This is a genomic window from Kitasatospora sp. MAP12-44 (assembly GCF_029892095.1).
Taxonomy (GTDB): domain Bacteria; phylum Actinomycetota; class Actinomycetes; order Streptomycetales; family Streptomycetaceae; genus Kitasatospora.
On record NZ_JARZAE010000004.1, the window covers coordinates 5,036,234 to 5,053,176 of the forward strand.

General features: G+C 72.8%; 15 protein-coding genes and 1 tRNA gene. 10 read left to right on the plus strand and 6 right to left on the minus strand.

What is annotated here, in order from left to right:
* The first annotated feature begins 19 nt into the window (after positions 1–19).
* A complete protein-coding gene (galK, locus tag P3T34_RS23560; RefSeq protein ID WP_280668027.1) occupies positions 20–1,153 on the plus strand; it encodes a galactokinase in 1,134 nt (377 codons plus the stop codon).
* Between the two features lie 147 nt (positions 1,154–1,300).
* A complete protein-coding gene (locus P3T34_RS23565) occupies positions 1,301–2,233 on the plus strand; it encodes a response regulator transcription factor (protein WP_280668028.1) in 933 nt (310 codons plus the stop codon).
* A 28-nt stretch (positions 2,234–2,261) separates the two neighbouring features.
* Here the strand turns inward: P3T34_RS23565 and P3T34_RS23570 are convergent, their stop codons facing one another.
* From P3T34_RS23570 to P3T34_RS23580, 3 genes are all read right to left on the minus strand, one after another.
* The gene (locus P3T34_RS23570; protein ID WP_280668029.1) at positions 2,262–2,759 is read right to left on the minus strand and encodes a MarR family transcriptional regulator; all 498 of its coding nucleotides are present in this window, start codon (positions 2,757–2,759) and stop codon (positions 2,262–2,264) included.
* Positions 2,760–2,872: 113 nt separating this feature from the next.
* Positions 2,873–3,598: a TetR/AcrR family transcriptional regulator gene (locus P3T34_RS23575; protein ID WP_280668030.1), complete on the minus strand. Its 726-nt coding sequence runs from the start codon at positions 3,596–3,598 to the stop codon at positions 2,873–2,875.
* Positions 3,599–3,624: 26 nt separating this feature from the next.
* Entirely contained in the window at positions 3,625–4,587 is a 963-nt protein-coding gene (locus P3T34_RS23580; protein ID WP_280668031.1) for a fatty acid desaturase, read from the minus strand.
* A 212-nt stretch (positions 4,588–4,799) separates the two neighbouring features.
* Here P3T34_RS23580 and P3T34_RS23585 point away from each other — a divergent pair.
* The 6 genes from P3T34_RS23585 to P3T34_RS23610 all read left to right on the plus strand — a co-directional run bounded on the left by P3T34_RS23585 (position 4,800) and on the right by P3T34_RS23610 (position 10,209).
* A tRNA-Gln gene (locus tag P3T34_RS23585) sits at positions 4,800–4,872 on the plus strand.
* Between the two features lie 235 nt (positions 4,873–5,107).
* A complete protein-coding gene (glmU, locus tag P3T34_RS23590) occupies positions 5,108–6,565 on the plus strand; it encodes a bifunctional UDP-N-acetylglucosamine diphosphorylase/glucosamine-1-phosphate N-acetyltransferase GlmU (protein ID WP_280668032.1) in 1,458 nt (485 codons plus the stop codon).
* A gap of 204 nt (positions 6,566–6,769) precedes the next feature.
* Complete coding sequence (locus P3T34_RS23595; protein ID WP_280668033.1) at positions 6,770–7,747, plus strand: ribose-phosphate diphosphokinase; 978 nt, start codon at positions 6,770–6,772, stop codon at positions 7,745–7,747.
* 325 nt (positions 7,748–8,072) lie between these two features.
* Positions 8,073–8,666, plus strand: coding sequence for a 50S ribosomal protein L25/general stress protein Ctc (locus P3T34_RS23600; RefSeq protein ID WP_280668034.1), 594 nt, complete (start codon positions 8,073–8,075; stop codon positions 8,664–8,666).
* A gap of 113 nt (positions 8,667–8,779) precedes the next feature.
* Entirely contained in the window at positions 8,780–9,358 is a 579-nt protein-coding gene (pth, locus tag P3T34_RS23605; protein ID WP_280668035.1) for an aminoacyl-tRNA hydrolase, read from the plus strand.
* A gap of 161 nt (positions 9,359–9,519) precedes the next feature.
* Positions 9,520–10,209, plus strand: coding sequence for a hypothetical protein (locus P3T34_RS23610; protein ID WP_280668036.1), 690 nt, complete (start codon positions 9,520–9,522; stop codon positions 10,207–10,209).
* Between the two features lie 69 nt (positions 10,210–10,278).
* Here the strand turns inward: P3T34_RS23610 and ppc are convergent, their stop codons facing one another.
* Complete coding sequence (gene ppc / locus P3T34_RS23615; RefSeq protein ID WP_280668037.1) at positions 10,279–13,080, minus strand: phosphoenolpyruvate carboxylase; 2,802 nt, start codon at positions 13,078–13,080, stop codon at positions 10,279–10,281.
* Between the two features lie 195 nt (positions 13,081–13,275).
* Here ppc and P3T34_RS23620 point away from each other — a divergent pair, with 195 nt between their 5' ends.
* Positions 13,276–14,547, plus strand: coding sequence for a histidine kinase (locus P3T34_RS23620; RefSeq protein WP_280668038.1), 1,272 nt, complete (start codon positions 13,276–13,278; stop codon positions 14,545–14,547).
* 55 nt (positions 14,548–14,602) lie between these two features.
* Here P3T34_RS23620 and P3T34_RS23625 read toward each other — a convergent pair whose 3' ends face one another.
* Both P3T34_RS23625 and P3T34_RS23630 read right to left on the minus strand, forming a co-directional pair.
* Entirely contained in the window at positions 14,603–15,124 is a 522-nt protein-coding gene (locus tag P3T34_RS23625; RefSeq protein WP_280672326.1) for an SUKH-3 domain-containing protein, read from the minus strand.
* A 60-nt stretch (positions 15,125–15,184) separates the two neighbouring features.
* Positions 15,185–15,652 carry a YwqJ-related putative deaminase gene (locus P3T34_RS23630; RefSeq protein ID WP_280668039.1) on the minus strand — a complete coding sequence of 156 codons (468 nt, stop codon included), beginning with the start codon at positions 15,650–15,652 and terminating at the stop codon, positions 15,185–15,187.
* 275 nt (positions 15,653–15,927) lie between these two features.
* Between P3T34_RS23630 and P3T34_RS23635 the strand changes: the two genes are divergently transcribed.
* On the plus strand, positions 15,928–16,935 hold the full coding sequence (locus tag P3T34_RS23635) for an SMI1/KNR4 family protein (protein WP_280668040.1): 1,008 nt from the start codon (positions 15,928–15,930) through the stop codon (positions 16,933–16,935).
* Positions 16,936–16,943 lie beyond the last annotated feature (8 nt).

The window sequence follows — 16,943 nt, forward strand, 5'->3', positions numbered from 1 at the left end:
CGACTGTGAAGAGGACCACGTGACAACCGAGTTCGAGCAGGTCTTCGGCGCCGCCCCGACCGGGGAGTGGGCGGCGCCCGGCCGGGTCAACCTGATCGGCGAGCACACCGACTACAACGACGGGTTCGTGCTGCCGATCGCCATCCCGCAGGTGGTGCGGGCAACTGCCGCGCGCCGTACGGACGGTCGGCTGCGGCTCTACAGCGCGCAGGGCGACGGGCGGGTCACCGACCTGGTGGTGGACGAGCTCAAGCCCGGCGCGGTGGCCGGCTGGGCGGCCTACCCGGCGGGCGTGGTCTGGGCGTTGAACGAGTACGGCTACCAGGTCGGCGGCGCCGACCTGTACTTCGACAGCGACGTGCCCACCGGCGGCGGCCTCTCCTCCTCGGCCGCGCTGGAGTGCGTGGTGGCCGCGGTCTACCGCGATCTGTACGGCCTCGAACTGGGGCGCCAGCGCTCGGCGCTGATCGCCCAGCACGCGGAGAACGAGTTCGTCGGCGTCCCGTGCGGCGTGATGGACCAGATGGCCTCGTCCTCCTGCACCGCGGGCGCCGCGCTCTTCCTGGACACCAGGGACCTGGCGCAGCGCCAGGTGCCGTTCGACCTGGCGTCGCACGGCCTGGAGCTGCTGGTGATCGACACCCGGGTCAAGCACGACCTCGGGGACGGCGCCTACGCCGCGCTGCGGGCCGGCTGCGAACGGGCTGCCGCCCTGCTGGAGCTGCCCGCCCTGCGCGAGCTGACGGCTGCCGCGCTGCCCGCCGCGCTGGACCGGCTGCCGGCCGAACTCGCCCCGCTGGTACGGCATGTGGTCACCGAGAACGCCCGGGTGCTGCAGGCGGTGGCGCTGCTGGACGCGGCGGACTTCGCCGCGCTCGGCCCGATCCTGACCGCCGGCCACGCCTCGCTGCGCGACGACTACGGGGTCTCCTGCCCCGAGACCGACCTCGCGGTCGCGGTGGCCCTCGATGCCGGGGCACTGGGCGCGCGGATGACCGGTGGCGGCTTCGGCGGCTCGATCATCGCGCTGGTCGCCCGGGAGCGGACCGTCCAGGTGGCCACCGCGGTGGAGGCCGCCTTCGCTGCGGCCGGCTACCACGCGCCGGTCAGCTTCACCGCCACGGCCTCCGCGGGGTCGCGCCGACTGCGCTGAGCCGCGCCGGCTGCGCTGATCACCGTCCCGGCGGAGCGCGGCGCCACCGGGTCCAACTTCGGCAAACTCCCGCACCGCCGCCCGCCGCCCCCGTACGCTGACCGGGGTAACGGTGGGGGCCTGAGCCGGAGCAGGGGGGATACCGAGATGGGCCGGATCCGCGTCCTGGTGGTCGACGATCACCGGATCTTCGCCGAGGCGCTCGCCACGGCGCTCTCCGCCGAGTCGGAGATCGAGGTCGGTGCGGCCGGGAGCGCCTCAGCCGCCGAACTCGCCCTGGACCGCGCGCTCGCGGAGGGGCGGCCCTTCGACGTCCTGCTGGTCGACGCCGACCTGGGCACGGCCGGCCCGGCGGTCGGCCCGCCGCGCCGTCCCCGCCCGGTCGTCGAGGCCGAGCCCGCTCCGGCCGTGCTGCGGCGCAGCTCCGGGGTGGTCCCGGCGCCGCGCCGGCCCGGCAGCGTGCTGGCGCCGCAGCGGCCGCCGGCCGCGAGCACGCCGGCGGTCCCGCAGCCGGCCGGGCCGCAACCCGCCCGCCCGGCCAGGACCGCCGGCGACCCGCAGCCGATGGACGGCATCGCGCTGCTCGGCCGCGCCTGCCACGCCTACCCGGGGCTGCGCGCGGTGGTGCTGGCCGCCGAGGACGACCCCCGGCAGGCCGTACGGGCCCTCTACGCGGGAGCGGCGGGGTGGGTGGCCAAGGAGAGCTCGCTGACCCGCCTGCTGGCCGTGCTGCGCGGCGTGCTGCGCGGCGAGACCCATCTGCCGCCGGCGCTGCTCACCGGCGTGGTGCGGGAGTTGACCACCGCGCGGCGCGATCGGACGGAGAGCGAGCGGCTGGTGGAGACACTCACCCCGCGCGAGAAGCAGGTGCTGCGCTGCATGGTCGCGGGCCTGGGACGGCAGGCGGTGGCGGAGCGGCTCTACCTCTCGCCGCACACCGTGCGGACCCATATGCAGAACGTGCTCGGCAAGTTGGGGGTGCACTCCACGCTGGCCGCCGTCGCGCTGGCCCGCCGGGCCGGGATCGGCCCGGGCGACGCGGGCGCCGTGCCCACCCCGCAGGAGCCGCAGATCGGCTAGAAAGACGAGTTCTCAGCCGGGAATGGGCTCAGCCGGGGATGTTGTCGAACGGGGCGACCAGCTGGCGCAGCAGCCCCGCGAGCTCGGCCTGCTGGCCGCCGCTGAGCTGGGCGAGCAGCTCCCGCTCGTGCGCGAGCAGCCCGGCGAGCGCTTGGTCGGCCCGTTCCTGGCCGGTCGCGGTGAGGCGCACCAGGACGCCGCGCCGGTCGTCCGGGTCGGGCAGCCGCAGGACCAGGTCCTTGCCCGCCAGCCGGTCGATCCGGTTGGTCATCGTGCCGGAGGTGACCAGGGTCTGGGTGAGCAGCTGCCCGGGGGAGAGCTGGTAGGGCTCGCCGGCCCGCCGAAGCGCCGTCAGGACGTCGAACTCCCAGGGCTCCAGGCCGTGCTCGGCGAACGCGGTGCGGCGGGCCCGGTCCAGGTGGCGGGCGAGCCGGCTGACCCGGCTGAGCACCTGGAGTGGTTGCACGTCGAGGTCGGGGCGCTCTCGGCGCCATGCTGCGACCAGGCGGTCGACCTCGTCCTCCATGTCGATCAGTGTATCGGTGGTTCTGTCGATATGAAGCCTCTTGACATCGAGAAAACTCTCGCCGACGAACGACCCAACGGACGACCCGACTAACGACCCGCTGATCGGTCGGTTCAGGTCTTGCGCTCGCCGACCAGTTTGGGGTGGCGCTCCATGCCCTCCAGGCCGTGCCAGGCCAGGTTCACCAGGTGGGCCGCCACCTCGGACTTCTGCGGCTTGCGCACCTCGAGCCACCACTGACCGGTCAGCGCCACCATGCCGACCAGCATCTGCGAGTACATCGGCGCGAGCCGCGCGTCGAAGCCGCGGGCCTTGAACTCCAGGCCGAGGATGTCCTCGACCTGAGTGGCGATGTCGCTGATCAGCGAGGCGAAGGTGCCGGTGGACTGGGCGACCGGAGAGTCGCGGACCAGGATCTTGAAGCCGTCGGTCGAGGTGTCGATGTAGTCCATCAGCGCGAAGGCGGCCTGCTCCAGCAGCTCCCGGGAGTGCCCGCCGGTGAGCGCGCCGGTGACCATGTCGAGCAGCAGCTGCATCTCGCGGTCGACCACCACCGCGTAGAGGCCCTCCTTGCCGCCGAAGTGCTCGTAGACCACCGGCTTGGAGACGCCGGCCCGCTCGGCGATCTCCTCCACCGAGGTGCCGTCGTAGCCGCGCTCGGCGAAGACCGAGCGCCCGATGTCCAGCAGCTGCTCCCGGCGCTGCTTGCCCGTCATCCGGACCCGGCCGCTGCGCCCGCGGGCCGGGGTGGCGGAGCCGGTGCGGCCAGCGGTCGGACCCGCCCCGGCACGTGGGGGCGGGCGATGGCCGTCTGCGGTGTCTCCGTTGCTCCCGTTCACCCCTCCATCATGCTGTAGTCGCCGGGTCATGCGGTGCGGCGGGCGTCGATGCGCTCGGCGTCGGGCCAACGGACGTCGCGCGCCCAGCCGGCCTGCTCGAACCAGCGGATCAGCCGGGCCGAGGAGTCGATCTGGCCCCGGAGCACGCCGTGCCGCGCCGAGGTCGGATCGGCGTGGTGCAGGTTGTGCCAGGACTCGCCGCAGGAGAGCACCGCCAGCCACCACACGTTGCCCGAGCGGTCGCGGGACTTGAACGGCCGTGCGCCCACCGCGTGGCAGATCGAGTTGATCGACCAGGTGACGTGGTGCAGCAGGGCGACCCGCACCAGCGAGCCCCAGAAGAAGGCGGTCAGCGCGCCCTGCCAGGACATCGTGACCAGACCGCCGACCAGCGGCGGCAGCAGCATCGAGATCGTCGTCCAGAGCCAGAACAGCCGGGAGACCGCCCGGATGTCGGGGTCCTTCACCAGGTCGGGGGCGTAGATGTGCTGCGGGGTCTGCTCCTCGTCGAAGAGCCAGCCCATGTGCGCCCACCACAGGCCCTTGAGCAGGGCGGGCAGCGTCTCGCCGTAGCGCCACGGCGAGTGCGGGTCGCCCTCCTTGTCGGAGAACTTGTGGTGCTTGCGGTGGTCGGCCACCCAGCGCACCACCGGGCCCTCGATGGCCAGGCTGCCGGCCACCGCGACGGCGATCTTCAGGGCGCGGTTGGCCTTGAAGGAGCGGTGGGTGAAGAAGCGGTGGTAGCCGACGGTGATGCCGTGGCAGGCGACGAAGTACATCACCGTGGCGATCGCGAGGTCGGTCCAGCCGAGCCCCCAGCCCCAGGCCACCGGGACGGCCGCGATCAGGGCCAGGAACGGTACGGCGATGAAGATGCCGAGGGCGATCCGCTCGGCGGGACCCTGCTTCTCACCGCCGCGGGTGGCGGAGATCTGTGAGGCGGGTACGGCGGCGGCGTCGGGACGCGCTTCGCTGGCCTGCATGGTCATAAGGGTCCCTTGAGGGAGGAAACTGGACAGAGCGGGCGGAGCCTACGACTGCGTAACCTACGGCATCGTAGGTACTGCGCAACCCGAAAGGGAAGTGCGGCGCGGTCGCGTTCACCGGCCCTGTGTGCCCTGTTCACCGGTCCCGGGTGCCGTGCGGGGGTGGGGAGTCAATACCCAGTGGGGGTGCGACTCCGGTATGGTCTGAGCAGCTATCCGCCGTGGGGTAATCGGCAGCCCGCAGGCCTTTGAAGCCTTGCAGTGTTGGTTCGAATCCAACCGGCGGAGCGTGTTCCGTGGGGGCCGGGGACGTCCGCGTCCCGGCTTCCACGGCCAGGGCCCGTCCGGGCGATTCGGTCCCGCCGCCCGCGCCGCCCGCTGCCCGGCACCGCTCTGCGGCCGATGGCATCCAGCGATCTCCCAGGTGCGTCGCGGTTATTCTCTGAACTGGTCCGTGTGCGGGCGTGCGGAGCTGCGCACCGGACTTCCCCCGCCGTTCGGCCACCCCCAAGGAGCCTCCCGCGTGAGTGTCAACTCCCCCGCCGCCGTTGTCGTGCTCGCCGCTGGTGAGGGCTCCCGGATGAAGTCGAAGGCGCTGCCGAAGGTGCTGCACCCGGTCTGCGGCCGGAGCCTGCTGGGCCATGTGGTCACCGCCGCCCAGGAGCTGACGCCCCGGCGCCTGGTGGTCGTGGTCGGCCACCGCCGGGAACTGGTGGAGGGCCACCTGGAGGGGGCGTACCCGGGCGTGCTGGCCGCGGTGCAGCAGCAGCAGAACGGCACCGGGCACGCCGCCCGCGCCGCGCTGGAGGCGCTGGTCGCCGACGGCGCCGCGCTGGACGGCACGGTGATCGTCACCAGCGGGGACACCCCGCTGCTGACCGGCGCGACCCTGCGGGCGCTGGCCGAGCGGCACGCCGTGGAGGGCAACGGGGTCACCGTGCTGACCGCGCGGGTGCCCGACCCGACCGGCTACGGCCGGATCCTGCGCGACGCCGAGCTGGACTGCGTCACCGCGATCGTCGAGCACAAGGACGCCACCGAGGCGCAGCGCGCGATCACCGAGATCAACTCGGGCGTGTACGCCTTCGAGGGCAAGCTGCTGGCCGAGGCGCTCGGCCGGATCGGCACCGACAACGCGCAGGGCGAGGAGTACCTCACCGACACCCTGGAGATCCTGCGGACCTCCGGCCACCGGGTCGGTGCCGTGGTCGCCGAGGACTACCGGGACATCCTGGGCATCAACGACCGGGTCCAGCTGGCGGAGGCCCGCCGGCTGCTGAACGCCCGCCTGGTGGAGCGCGCGATGCGCGCGGGCGTCACCGTGGTGGACCCGGCGACCACCTGGTTCGACGTCGAGGTGACCTACCAGCTGGACGCGGTGGTGCTGCCGAACACCCAGCTGCACGGTGCCACCCATCTGGGCGAGGGCTGCGAGGTGGGCCCGAACTGCACGCTGACCGACACCGCGGTGGGCGCCGGCGCTCATGTGACGAACACCACGGCGGACCGCGCGGAGATCGCCGAGGGTGCCACCGTCGGCCCGTACGCGTACCTGCGCGGCGGCGTGCAGGTCGGCGTGAAGGCGAAGGTCGGTACCTTCGTGGAGATCAAGAAGTCCCAGATCGGCGCGGGCGCCAAGGTGCCGCACCTGTCGTACATGGGCGACGCGACGATCGGCGAGGGTGCCAACATCGGCGCCGCCTCGGTCACCGCCAACTGGGACGGTGTGAACAAGAACCGCACGGTCATCGGGGCGCACACCCGGATCGGCGTCGACACCATGCTGATCGCACCGGTCACCGTGGGTGACGGCGCTTACACCGCCGGCGGCTCGGTGATCAGCCAGGACGTGCCCCCCGGCGCACTCGGCGTGGGCCGCGCACAGCAGCGCAATGTCGAGGGGTACGTGGCCCGCAAGCGCCCCGGTACCGCGTCCGCGCAGGCCGCGGCCGATGCGCTCGATGGGGCTGCGGAGGCCTGAGCCGACGGGCGGGGCACCCGAGCAGCGGTCCCGGGAGGCCCGCTTTCCGAGCGGGCGCGTAACCTGGAGTACATACGTGCGCCGTGGGGCTGTAGCCCGTGTCGAGGCGTACCCCCAATCCTGTCGACCACCGGCCCGGGCGGCTCAGCCGCCCGGGTGCGGCGCGCCGGGACCGTGCGGCAGTAAATACGAGGAGACGGTGCAGTGAGCGGGATCACGACGTCGGGTGAGAAGAAACTGAAGCTCTTCTCCGGCCGTGCCCACCCCGAGCTGGCGAGGGAGGTGGCCGAGGCGCTGGGCACCGATCTGGTCCCGACCAAGGCGCTGGACTTCGCCAACGGCGAGATCTACGTCCGCTTCCTGGACTCCGCCCGCGGGGCGGACTGTTTCGTGATGCAGAGCCACACGGCTCCCATCAACCAGTGGATCATGGAGCAGTTGATCATGATCGACGCTCTGAAGCGGGCCTCCGCCCGGAGCATCACCGCGATCCTGCCCTTCTACGGCTACGCCCGGCAGGACAAGAAGCACCTCGGCCGCGAGCCCATCTCGGCCCGGTTGATCGCCGACCTGCTGGCCGCCGCGGGCGCCGACCGGATCATGGCCGTGGACCTGCACACCGCGCAGATCCAGGGCTTCTTCTCCGGCCCGGTGGACCACCTGTTCGCGCTGCCGCTGCTCTGCGACTACGTGGGCGGCAAGGTCGACCGCAGCAAGCTCACCATCGTCTCGCCGGACGCCGGTCGGGTGAAGGTGGCCGACCAGTGGTGCGACCGGCTGGACGCCCCGCTGGCGATCATCCACAAGCGCCGCGACATGAGCCAGGCCAACACCATCCTGTCCGCCGAGGTGGTCGGTGACGTCAAGGGCCGGGTCTGCGTCCTGGTCGACGACATGATCGACACGGCCGGCACGATCTGCGCCGCCGCCGACGCGCTCTTCGAGAACGGCGCCGCGGACGTCATCGTGGCCGCCACCCACGGCGTGCTCTCGGGCCCCGCCGCGGACCGCCTGAAGAACTCCCGGGTCAGCGAGTTCGTCTTCACCAACACCCTGCCGACCCCCGCCGAGCTCCAGCTCGACAAGGTCACCACGCTCTCCATCGCCCCGTCGATCGCCGCCGCGATCCGCGAGGTCTTCGAGGAGGGCTCGGTGACCAGCCTCTTCGAGGGTGTGCACTGATCTCTGATCGGTCGTCAGATCGGCCCCCCTTCGCGCCCCCTGTTCGGGGGTGTGGAGCGGGGCCGATTTCACGGTTGACGGCGGGTGCGGTTAGACTCGTGAGACTGCTCGGCGAGGGAAGCCGTGTGCCCGTAGGGGTGCCCGCATCCGTGATCGACGCGCTGCCGCGGCCGGATTTCCGGTGGTCGGCAGAGTGGTCCGCCGCCGAGTGATCCCCCCAACATTCTTGAGGGTGTGGTCCCGGCGGCTTCTGGCTTTCCGGGCCTCGTATGACCACCGTACGAGTGTCGCCTGCACCCCCGCGTCAGTCCCGAGGAGTGCAGTCGTGTCCGAGATCCGCCTTGCCGCCGAGCCCCGCAACGAGTTCGGCAAGGGTGCCGCTCGCCGCGCCCGCCGCGCCGGCTTCGTTCCCGGTGTCGTCTACGGTCACGGCCACGCTCCGGTTCACCTGAACCTGCCGAGCCACGCCCTGATGATGGCGCTCAAGACCCCGAACGCCCTGCTGGTCGTCCCGATCGAGGGCAAGGACGAGTTCGTCCTGCCGAAGGCCGTCCAGCGCGAGGCCATCAAGCGCTCGATCGAGCACGTCGACCTGCTGCTGGTGAAGCGCGGCGAGAAGGTCACCGTCGAGATCCCGGTGCTGACCGAGGGCGAGCTGGCCCCGGGCGGCAACCTGCTCGAGCACGTCCTGAACAACCTGCCGGTCGAGGCCGAGGCCACCCACCTGCCCGAGTCGGTCACCGTCTCGGTCCAGGGCCTGGAGGCCGGCGCCTCGATCCTGGCCGGCGACATCACGCTCCCCAAGGGCACCACGCTGGCCGTCGAGGCCGACACCGTCGTGCTGCAGGTCATCGGTGCGCAGGCCTCGCAGGCCGACGCGGACGCCGAGGCCGCCGACGAGGCCGCTGCCAACGCCTGATCCCGCAGGGTCTTCGCCTGAAGACCTCGCGCGCTGCCCCGGCTCCCCCTTTCGGTGGGGAGCCGGGGCAGCGTCGCGTCCGGGATGATGTCGGTTGACGAGGAGGAACGCGGATGAGCGACGAGTACACAGGGCCCTGGCTGATCGCCGGACTGGGCAATCCGGGGGAGGGCTACGCCCGCAACCGGCACAACATCGGGTTCATGGTCGTGGACCTGCTGGCGACGCGGATCGGCGCGAAGTTCAAGGCGCACAAGAGCCGCGCCCAGGTCGCCGAGGGCCGGCTGGCCGGGCAGCGGGTGGTGCTGGCCAAGCCGATGACCTTCATGAACCTCTCCGGCGGACCGGTGACCGCGCTGCGCGACTTCTACAAGGCGCCGACCTCCGCGATCGTGGCGGTCCACGACGAGCTGGACATCGACTACGCCGCGCTGCGGCTCAAGCTGGGCGGCGGCGACAACGGCCACAACGGGCTGAAGTCGATCACCAAGTCGCTCGGCCCCGACTACTACCGGGTGCGCTGCGGGGTGGGACGTCCGCCGGGGCGGATGGAGGTCGCGGACTTCGTCCTCAAGGACTTCTCCTCCGCCGAGCGCAAGGAGCTGGACTGGTTCGTGGACCGGTCGGCCGACGCGGTCGAGGCACTGCTGACCGAGGGGCTGGAACGCGCCCAGGGCACCTACAACTCCTGAGACCGACCGGCACCGTCCGGGGCGCGTGTGACGGGTGGGGCAACAGTCGTACAACTCTTCTCCGCAGCCCCCGTTCCGGGGACCGGGGGCCTGGTCGGATCGGATACGGTCAACCCGGACTTTGGGAGATTGGGGCGCGTGTGGGCGCAGGGCAGTTGCGGTTGCGTACGGCATGGGCGGTCGCGGGCGGCCTGCTGACGGTCGGTGGGATGCTGACGGTGAGTGCGCCGCTCGCGCAGGCCGATCCCGCGCCGTTGGTGAGCCTCCTGGAGAGCGGCCCGGCCGGCCCGCCCTCGGCCTCGGCCGCCGCGCCGCCGGCCTCCGCCGCCGCGAGCAACCCGGTGTCCGGCGCGCCGGGCGCCGGGGCTTCGCCGCCGATCTCCGCGCCGCCGTCCGCCTCCGCTTCGGCCTCCCCGAGTTGCCCGCCGGCGCCGAGCGGCTCGCCGACCGGGACGGCCTCCGCCTCCGCCTCCGCTTCGGCGACCCGCTCCGGCGCGCCCGTCTCGCCGCCGCCCGCCGAGCCGCGCCCCAGCGGCTGCCCCGCGCTGCCGAGCCCCTCGGCCTCCGCCAGCACCACCCGGGTCGCGAACTACGGCGGCGGCGGGCACGGCGGCGCTCGACACCAGTCGCTGCGGGCGTCGAGCGATGTCAACGCCCAACTGGCCGACGCGCCGCAGGAGTCGCCCTCGGCCTCGCCCGCGGGACCCGCCGCCACCGCGCTGGCCGGCAGCTTCATCGGCAGCGTCGGCAGTGACGCGGGCCTGGTCGCGGTCGGCGGCGGCCTGGTGGTCGCCGGGGGCGGCGGCGTGGTCTGGCTCAAGCGCCGGCGCAGCGCCAAGCCCACGGAGTAGCAGGGAGTAGTAGGACGCACAGTGGGGACGGCCCGAACGGGCCGTCCCCACTGTGTCTTTGCGGCTGTGTCAGCCGGTGTTGCGCAGGCCCGCGGCGATCCCGTTGACGGTCAGCAGCAGGGCGCGGGCGCGCAGTGGGTCCTCCGGGAGACCGGCGGCGACGTCCTCGCGCTGACGCCTGAGCAGCGACACCTGGAGGTAGGAGATCGGGTCGAGGTAGGCGTCGCGGACCGTGAAGGTCTGCTTCAACACCTCGTTGGACTCCAGGAGTTCGCTCTCACCGGTGAGGCGGAGCACCTCCTTGAGGGTGAGGTCGTGCTCGGCCGTGATCTGGTCGAAGACATAGCGCAACTCGGTCGGCACCAGGGTCTCGACGTAGTGGCGGGCGATCCGCAGATCGGTCTTGGCCAGCGTCATCGCGACATTGGACAGGAAGTTCTGGAAGAAGTGCCAGGAGCCGTGCATCTCGGCCAGCACATCGCCGAGCCCCGCCTCACGGGCGGCGGCCAGGCCGGAGCCGACGCCGTACCAACCGGGGACGATCTGCCGCGACTGGGTCCAGCCGAAGACCCACGGGATGGCCCGCAGGCCGTCCAGGCCCGCGCCGGAGTCCGGGCGGCGGGACGGGCGCGAGCCCAGGTGCAGCGAGGCCAGCTGGTCGACCGGGGTGGCCGCGAAGAAGTACTTCGGCAGGTCCTCCTGCTCGACCAGGGCCCGGTAGGAGGTGTGCGCGGCCTCGGAGACCTGGTCCATCGCGGCGTCCCAGCGGGCCAGCTCCTCGGGCGCCTGGCGCGGCGAGGTGTGCAGCGCGGAGGCGGCCAGCGTGGCCGAGAGGGTCAGCTCCAGGTTCTCCCGGGCCAGCGAGGGCAGCAGGTACTTGTCGGAGATCACCTCGCCCTGCTCGGTCACCTTGATCTCGCCCTCCAGGGTGCCCCACGGCTGCGCGAGGATCGCCTCGTGCGAGGGGCCGCCGCCGCGGCCGACCGTGCCGCCGCGGCCGTGGAAGAGCCGCAGCCGGATGCCGTAGCGGTGGGCGACGTCGCGCAGCCGGCGCTGGGCGCGGTGGATCTCCCACTGCGAGGTGGTGATGCCGCCGAACTTGGAGGAGTCCGAGTAGCCGAGCATGACCTCCTGGACGTCCCCGCGCAGCGAGACCAGCAGGCGGTAGGACGGGTCGCAGAGCATCTCGTCGAGGATCCGGTCGGCCTGCTGCAGCTCGTCGGTGGTCTCCAGCAGCGGCACGATGCCGATGGTGGCGATCCCGGCGTGCAGGTCGATCAGGCCCGCCTCGCGGGCCAGCACGGTGGCGGCGAAGATGTCGTCCGCGCCCTGGCACATCGAGATGATGTAGCTCTCGACGATCTCGTCGCCGAACCGCTCGAAGCCCTCGCGGATGGTGTTGAAGACGCCGAGTGTCTTGGTGCCGGCGGCGTCCAGCGGCGCGGGGGAGGGGGCCAGCGGGCGGCGCGAGCGCAGTTCCTTGGCCAGCAGCTTCTGGCGGTACTCGCGCGGCATGTCGGCGTAGCGCCAGGCCTCCTCGCCGAGCCGGTCGAAGAGCTGGCCGAGCGCGTGGTGGTGCGCCTCGGCGTGCTCGCGGACGTCCATGGTGGCCAGCTGCAGGCCGAACGCCTCGACGGTGCGGATCGCCCGGGCGAGCCGGCCGTCGGCGATCAGCTCGCCGCGGTGGCAGCGCAGCGACTCCTGGATGAGCTTGAGGTCGGAGATCAACCCGCGGGTGCCCAGGTAGTCGCGGCCGGGCACGTGCGGGGTGCCGTGGGCCAGCCGCTCGCGGGTGTTCTCCAGCTTGAGCCGGACGCAGGTGGCCTTGAGCCGGTAGGGCTCCTCGGCGTTCATCCGCTTGTAGCGCGGGCTCAGCTCGGGGAGCGCCGCGAGGTCGGCGTCGAGCGAGTCGAGCAGCTCGGCGGAGGCGCCGGCGAGGCGGACCGAGGTGGAGAGCGAGTTGCGCAGGTCGTCGACGGCGTCCAGGGCGTCCTTGATGCCGTACTCGTGCTGCAGGTTGAGGACGTCCCAGGTGACCTGCGGGGTGACGTTGGGATTGCCGTCCCGGTCGCCGCCGATCCAGCTGCCGAAGGTCAGCGGGCGGACGCCCTCGGGCAGCGCCAGGCCGACCCGGGCCAGCTCCTCGTGCAGCTCCTCCAGCACCTCGGGGACGGCCTCGCGGTAGAGCTCGTCCAGGTAGTAGACGGCGTTGCGGGCCTCGTCGGTGGGCTCGGGACGGGCGATCCGCAGCTCGTCGGTCTGCCAGAGCAGGTCGATCACCTCGGCAAGCCGGCGGTCGGCGGAGCGCTTGGCCGAGGAGTGCCGCACCGGGTCGGAGGCAGCGAGGCCGGAGGCCACGTGCTCGCGGTGGATGCGCTCCAGCAGCTCGCCGATCCGGCGCAGCTTGTTGAGCACGCTGCGGCGGGCCGCCTCGGTGGGGTGCGCGGTGAAGACCGGGCGGACGGCCAGGTGGGCCAGGGTGTTCGCGAGGTGCTTGGGGTCCGCGTCGGCCAGCTGGTCGGCGGTCTGCGCGAGCAGCGAGCCCTCGCGCGCCCGGCGGGTGGCGAACTCCCGGCCGCGGTGCACCTGCTCGGTGACGTTGGCGAGGTGGAAGTAGGTGGAGAAGGCGCGGACCAGCTTGGCCGCGGTCTCCAGGTCGATCTCCGAGAGCAGCTGGGCGGCGGCCTCTCCGTCCGTGCGGGTGAGCCGGCGGACCTGTTCGACCAGGTCGAGGAGCTCCTGCCCCTCCTGGCGGACCAGCGTCTCGCCGAGCAGGTCGCCGAGTCTGCGGATGTCGGCGCGCAGGGCGGCATTGTCGGCGGCCGGATCGGCACTCGGCTGGTCGGCCGAAGTGGGGACCTGAGCGGTCACGGCTGGCTCCCTGGGAAGGTGGGGTTCGGCAACGACGGACCGCGCTGTCCGACCGGACCAATATAGGTCGAGCGGTGGTCTGGACCGTGGCAGTGGCCGGATGGCGGACAGCCGGGCCCGGGAGCCTGTCGAAGACCTCCCGGTAACCCGGTAACCCGGTGGGGCGGGCCGGGCGGCTCGCTTAGGCTGTGCGCTATGAGCATGTCGCCTGGGGAGGGCGCGTCGGCCCGCGGCTTGTGGTGGTGGGAGCGGCGGCGAGGCGCGCTTCTGGACGGAATCCTGGCCGCACTGGCCGCGCTGGAGTGCGCGGTCGGCGGCTTCGGCTTCGTCGGCGACCGGCTGCACCTGGGCCTGGTCCTCGCGGTGCCGGCAGCGGTGATCGGCGCGCTGGGCGGGGCCACCCTGCTGGTGCGGCGGCGCTGGCCGGCCGCGCCGGTGCTGGTGTCGATGATCCTGGTGCCCGCGCTCTTCGGCGTCGTGCTGCTGATGGTCTCGCTGTACACCCTGGCGTCCACCTGGACCTGGCCGTCCCGGCGGCGGCGGGTGCTGGCGCTCTCCTCGGTGGTCTTCGCGGAGACGCTCGGGATGGTGCTCTTCCTCTTCCTCAGCGCCGACCCGCAACCCGGCGAGGTGCTGCCGCCGACCTGGGTCACCGTCCTGATCTCGGTGCTGGTGTCGGTGGGCCTCACCGTGCCGCCGGTGGTCACCGGCCTCTACATCGGCGCCCGGCGCCGGCTGGTGGAGTCGCTGAAGGACCGGGCGCACGGCCTGGAGGCCGAGCTCGGCCTGCTCGCCGAGCAGGCCCGCGAGCGCGCCCGGCGGGCCCGGCTCGAGGAGCGCACCCGGATCGCCCGGGAGATGCACGACGTGGTGGCGCACCGGGTGAGCCTGATGGTGGTGCACGCCGGAGCGCTGGAGCGGATCGTCGCCAAGGACCCGGAGAAGGCGGCGCAGAGCGCCAAGCTGATGGCCGACACCGGGCGGCAGGCGCTCAACGAGCTGCGCGAGATCCTCGGGGTGCTGCGGATGAACGAGGACCGGGCCGCCGAGGTGCCGCCCGTGCTGGCCGAGCTGCCCCGGCTGGTCGACCAGTCCAAGGCCGCCGGGATGACCGTCTCGCTCACCGTCAGCGGCTCCCGGCAGCCGTACAGCGGGGAGGCCGAGCAGACCGCGTACCGGGTGGTCCAGGAGGGGCTGACCAACGCGCACAAGCATGCCGGCGGCGCGCGGGTCTCGGTGCTGCTGGCGTATCTGCCCAACGGCGTGCGGGTGGCGGTGCTGAACGACTGCCCGGTCCTGGCGGAGCAGGTGCGGCTGCCCAGCGGCGGCAACGGGCTGGTGGGGATGCGCGAGCGGGTCCTCGCGCTGGGTGGCAGCTTCCTGGCCGGGCCCGAGCAGGACGGCGGCTACCGGGTGGAGGCGATGCTGCCGTCCAGGCTGGCGGTCCGGGTGGATCGGCTGAACTAAGACCGGTCGGTCTAAGGCCGACCGGCCCGGCGGGCGGTCAGAGCAGGTCGGTGGGTCAGAGCAGGTCGGTGATGGTCAGCAGCCGCTCGGGCAGGGTGCCGAGCACCAGCGTGCTGACCGCCTGGTCGAGGTCCGCGCCGAGGAACCACTCGCCGGTGTGGTCCAGGCTGAAGACCCGGCCCGCCTCGTCGATGGCGAGCAGCGCCTGTCCGTACAGCTCCTCGCCCAGCGGGGCGACCCGGCTGTCCAGCGCCCGGCCCAGGTCGGCCAGGGTGCGCGGCTGGTGCAGTCCGCAGAGCGGGTCGAGCAGGAACGGCGTGCGGGCCACCTGGCGGCCGGCGCCGGACAGGTCGAAGGAGAGCCCGCCGAACTCGGCCCAGGCCTCCACGGCCGCGGGGAAGACCGTGTGCGGGACGCCGGTCGGCGAGCCCTGCGCGAGCAGCTGGTCGGCCCACTCCTCGGCTCGGCGGATCTCCCAGCGGCCGGGGTGCCAGCCGGCCTGCTTGAGCGCGGCCGCGACGTCGGCGGAGAACCGGGGCTGCGAGCGGGTGGGAGCCGAGGTGGCGGACGGGTTCAGGACGTACTCCGGGCTCGGTGGACGGGACGGGTGCGGCAGCAGCGGTCAGGACGTGTGCGGTCAGGACGTGTGGGCGACTGTGACGCTCTGCACGCTGAGGTGGTCGAGCAGCGGGACGCAGGAGCGGCACGGCGGCGCGTGCGTCCCGTGCGCCGGGTCGTCCTCCTCGCGGATTCGCACGGTCGTCAGCTTGGCGCCCTTGAGCGCCTTGCGGGCCTCGTGCAGGGTGAGCGGCTTCTTGGCGGCGCGCTTGGAGCGGCCGGCGTCCAGCGCCGTCAGGTACTTGGAGAGCAGGACGGCCTCCGGGCAGCGGCCGGTGAAGCGTTCGCGCTGCTCGACCGGCAGCCGCGCGTGGAACTCGGCTATCAGCGGGTGCAACTCGGGCTGCTCGTCGGTCTTGCGGCCGGCCAGGGTCTGCACGTCCCCGCCGCGCAGCGAGAGCGCGGCCGCCACCGCGGGCAGCAGGCTGTCCCGGTGGTGGCGCAGCAGCGGGGCGGCGGCCGGCGGTGCGGAGACGGGTGCGGCCACTGTGCTGCTCCTTTGGTCTCGGGGTTCGCGTCCAAGGGACATTTCCTGGTCCGGGGTCAGCCTGCCAAACGACTCCGACAACTGACGAATCGGGGTACCCGGGGGTGCCGGACGGGGTCGCCGAGCGCACAGTACGTTCACAACTGCGCCTGCAGGATCGTTACTTAAGCTTCCGTGCCGCTAGCTCTCGGTGCCCGGGGATCCGCCGGTCCGCGCGGGTGCGCGACCACATACCCTGGTGTCCGGCAATTCCGTTTCAGCCAGGGGGCTCCCAGATGACGACAGGTCGGCCCGGCGCCGCTGCCGCGCCCAACGCGGCCTACGCGGGTCAGGTGGTGCAGTTCCCCGACCCGGTGCGCGCGGCGAAGTATCCGGCGGGTGTCCGGGTGGACGGTCAGGGCCACCCGGACTTCGGCCCCTACGCCCGGGCCGCGGCCGAGGTCGCCGACCCGCCCGCCGGCTTCGGCGTGGACGAGCTGCGGCTGACCGACTACGTCTCGGCCAACGCCGCGCTGTTCAGCCAGGGGCACGAGCTCTGGGCCGACCTGGAGTCCCCGGTCGCCACCCCGCCCGGCTGGACCTGGCACCACGCGGTCGGCGGTGCGGCGCCCGGCTGGCGCCGGATGGAGCTGGTGCCCGTCGAGGTCAAGGCGCTGCTGCGGCACCACGGCGGACTGGCCTGCTCCAGCGCCGACCACGGCCGCCGCGGCACCCGCCCGCTGCAGGAGCGGCGGGCGGTGCACTTCTCGCTCTCCAAGGAGGGCGCCGAGCCGCTCAGCGTCGGCGAGGAGCTGCTGCAGGGCGCCGAGGAGCGGCTGGGCTACCGGCTGCCCGGTCCGTACCGGTCGTTCCTCAAGCTGGCCGGCGGGCGCGGCCCGATCGGCGTCGCGCTCGACACCGAGCTCGGACTGCTGCTCGACCAGCCGTTCCTGACGGTCGGCGAGGAGTACGGGGTCGACGACCTCGTCTACGCCAACAAGTGCCTGCGCGACCACCTGACCAAGGACTACCTGGGCATCGCGTACGCGCAGGGCGGCATCGTCGCGCTCAAGGTGCGGGGCGCGGAGCTTGGTTCGGTCTGGTTCTGCCTGTACGACGACGCCCGGGACACCGGCGCGCCCGAGGAGCCCGCGGACCGGGTGCAGCGGCTGCTGCTGCGGTGCGGGGACACCTTCGACGACTTCCTGCTCCGGCTGGCCGGCAGCCCGCCGGAGCTGGAGACGGTGGCCGAGCTGATGGTGGACGGCGGGTTCGCCCGCGCGGTCCCGGTGCCGGCGCCGTGACGGGCGGC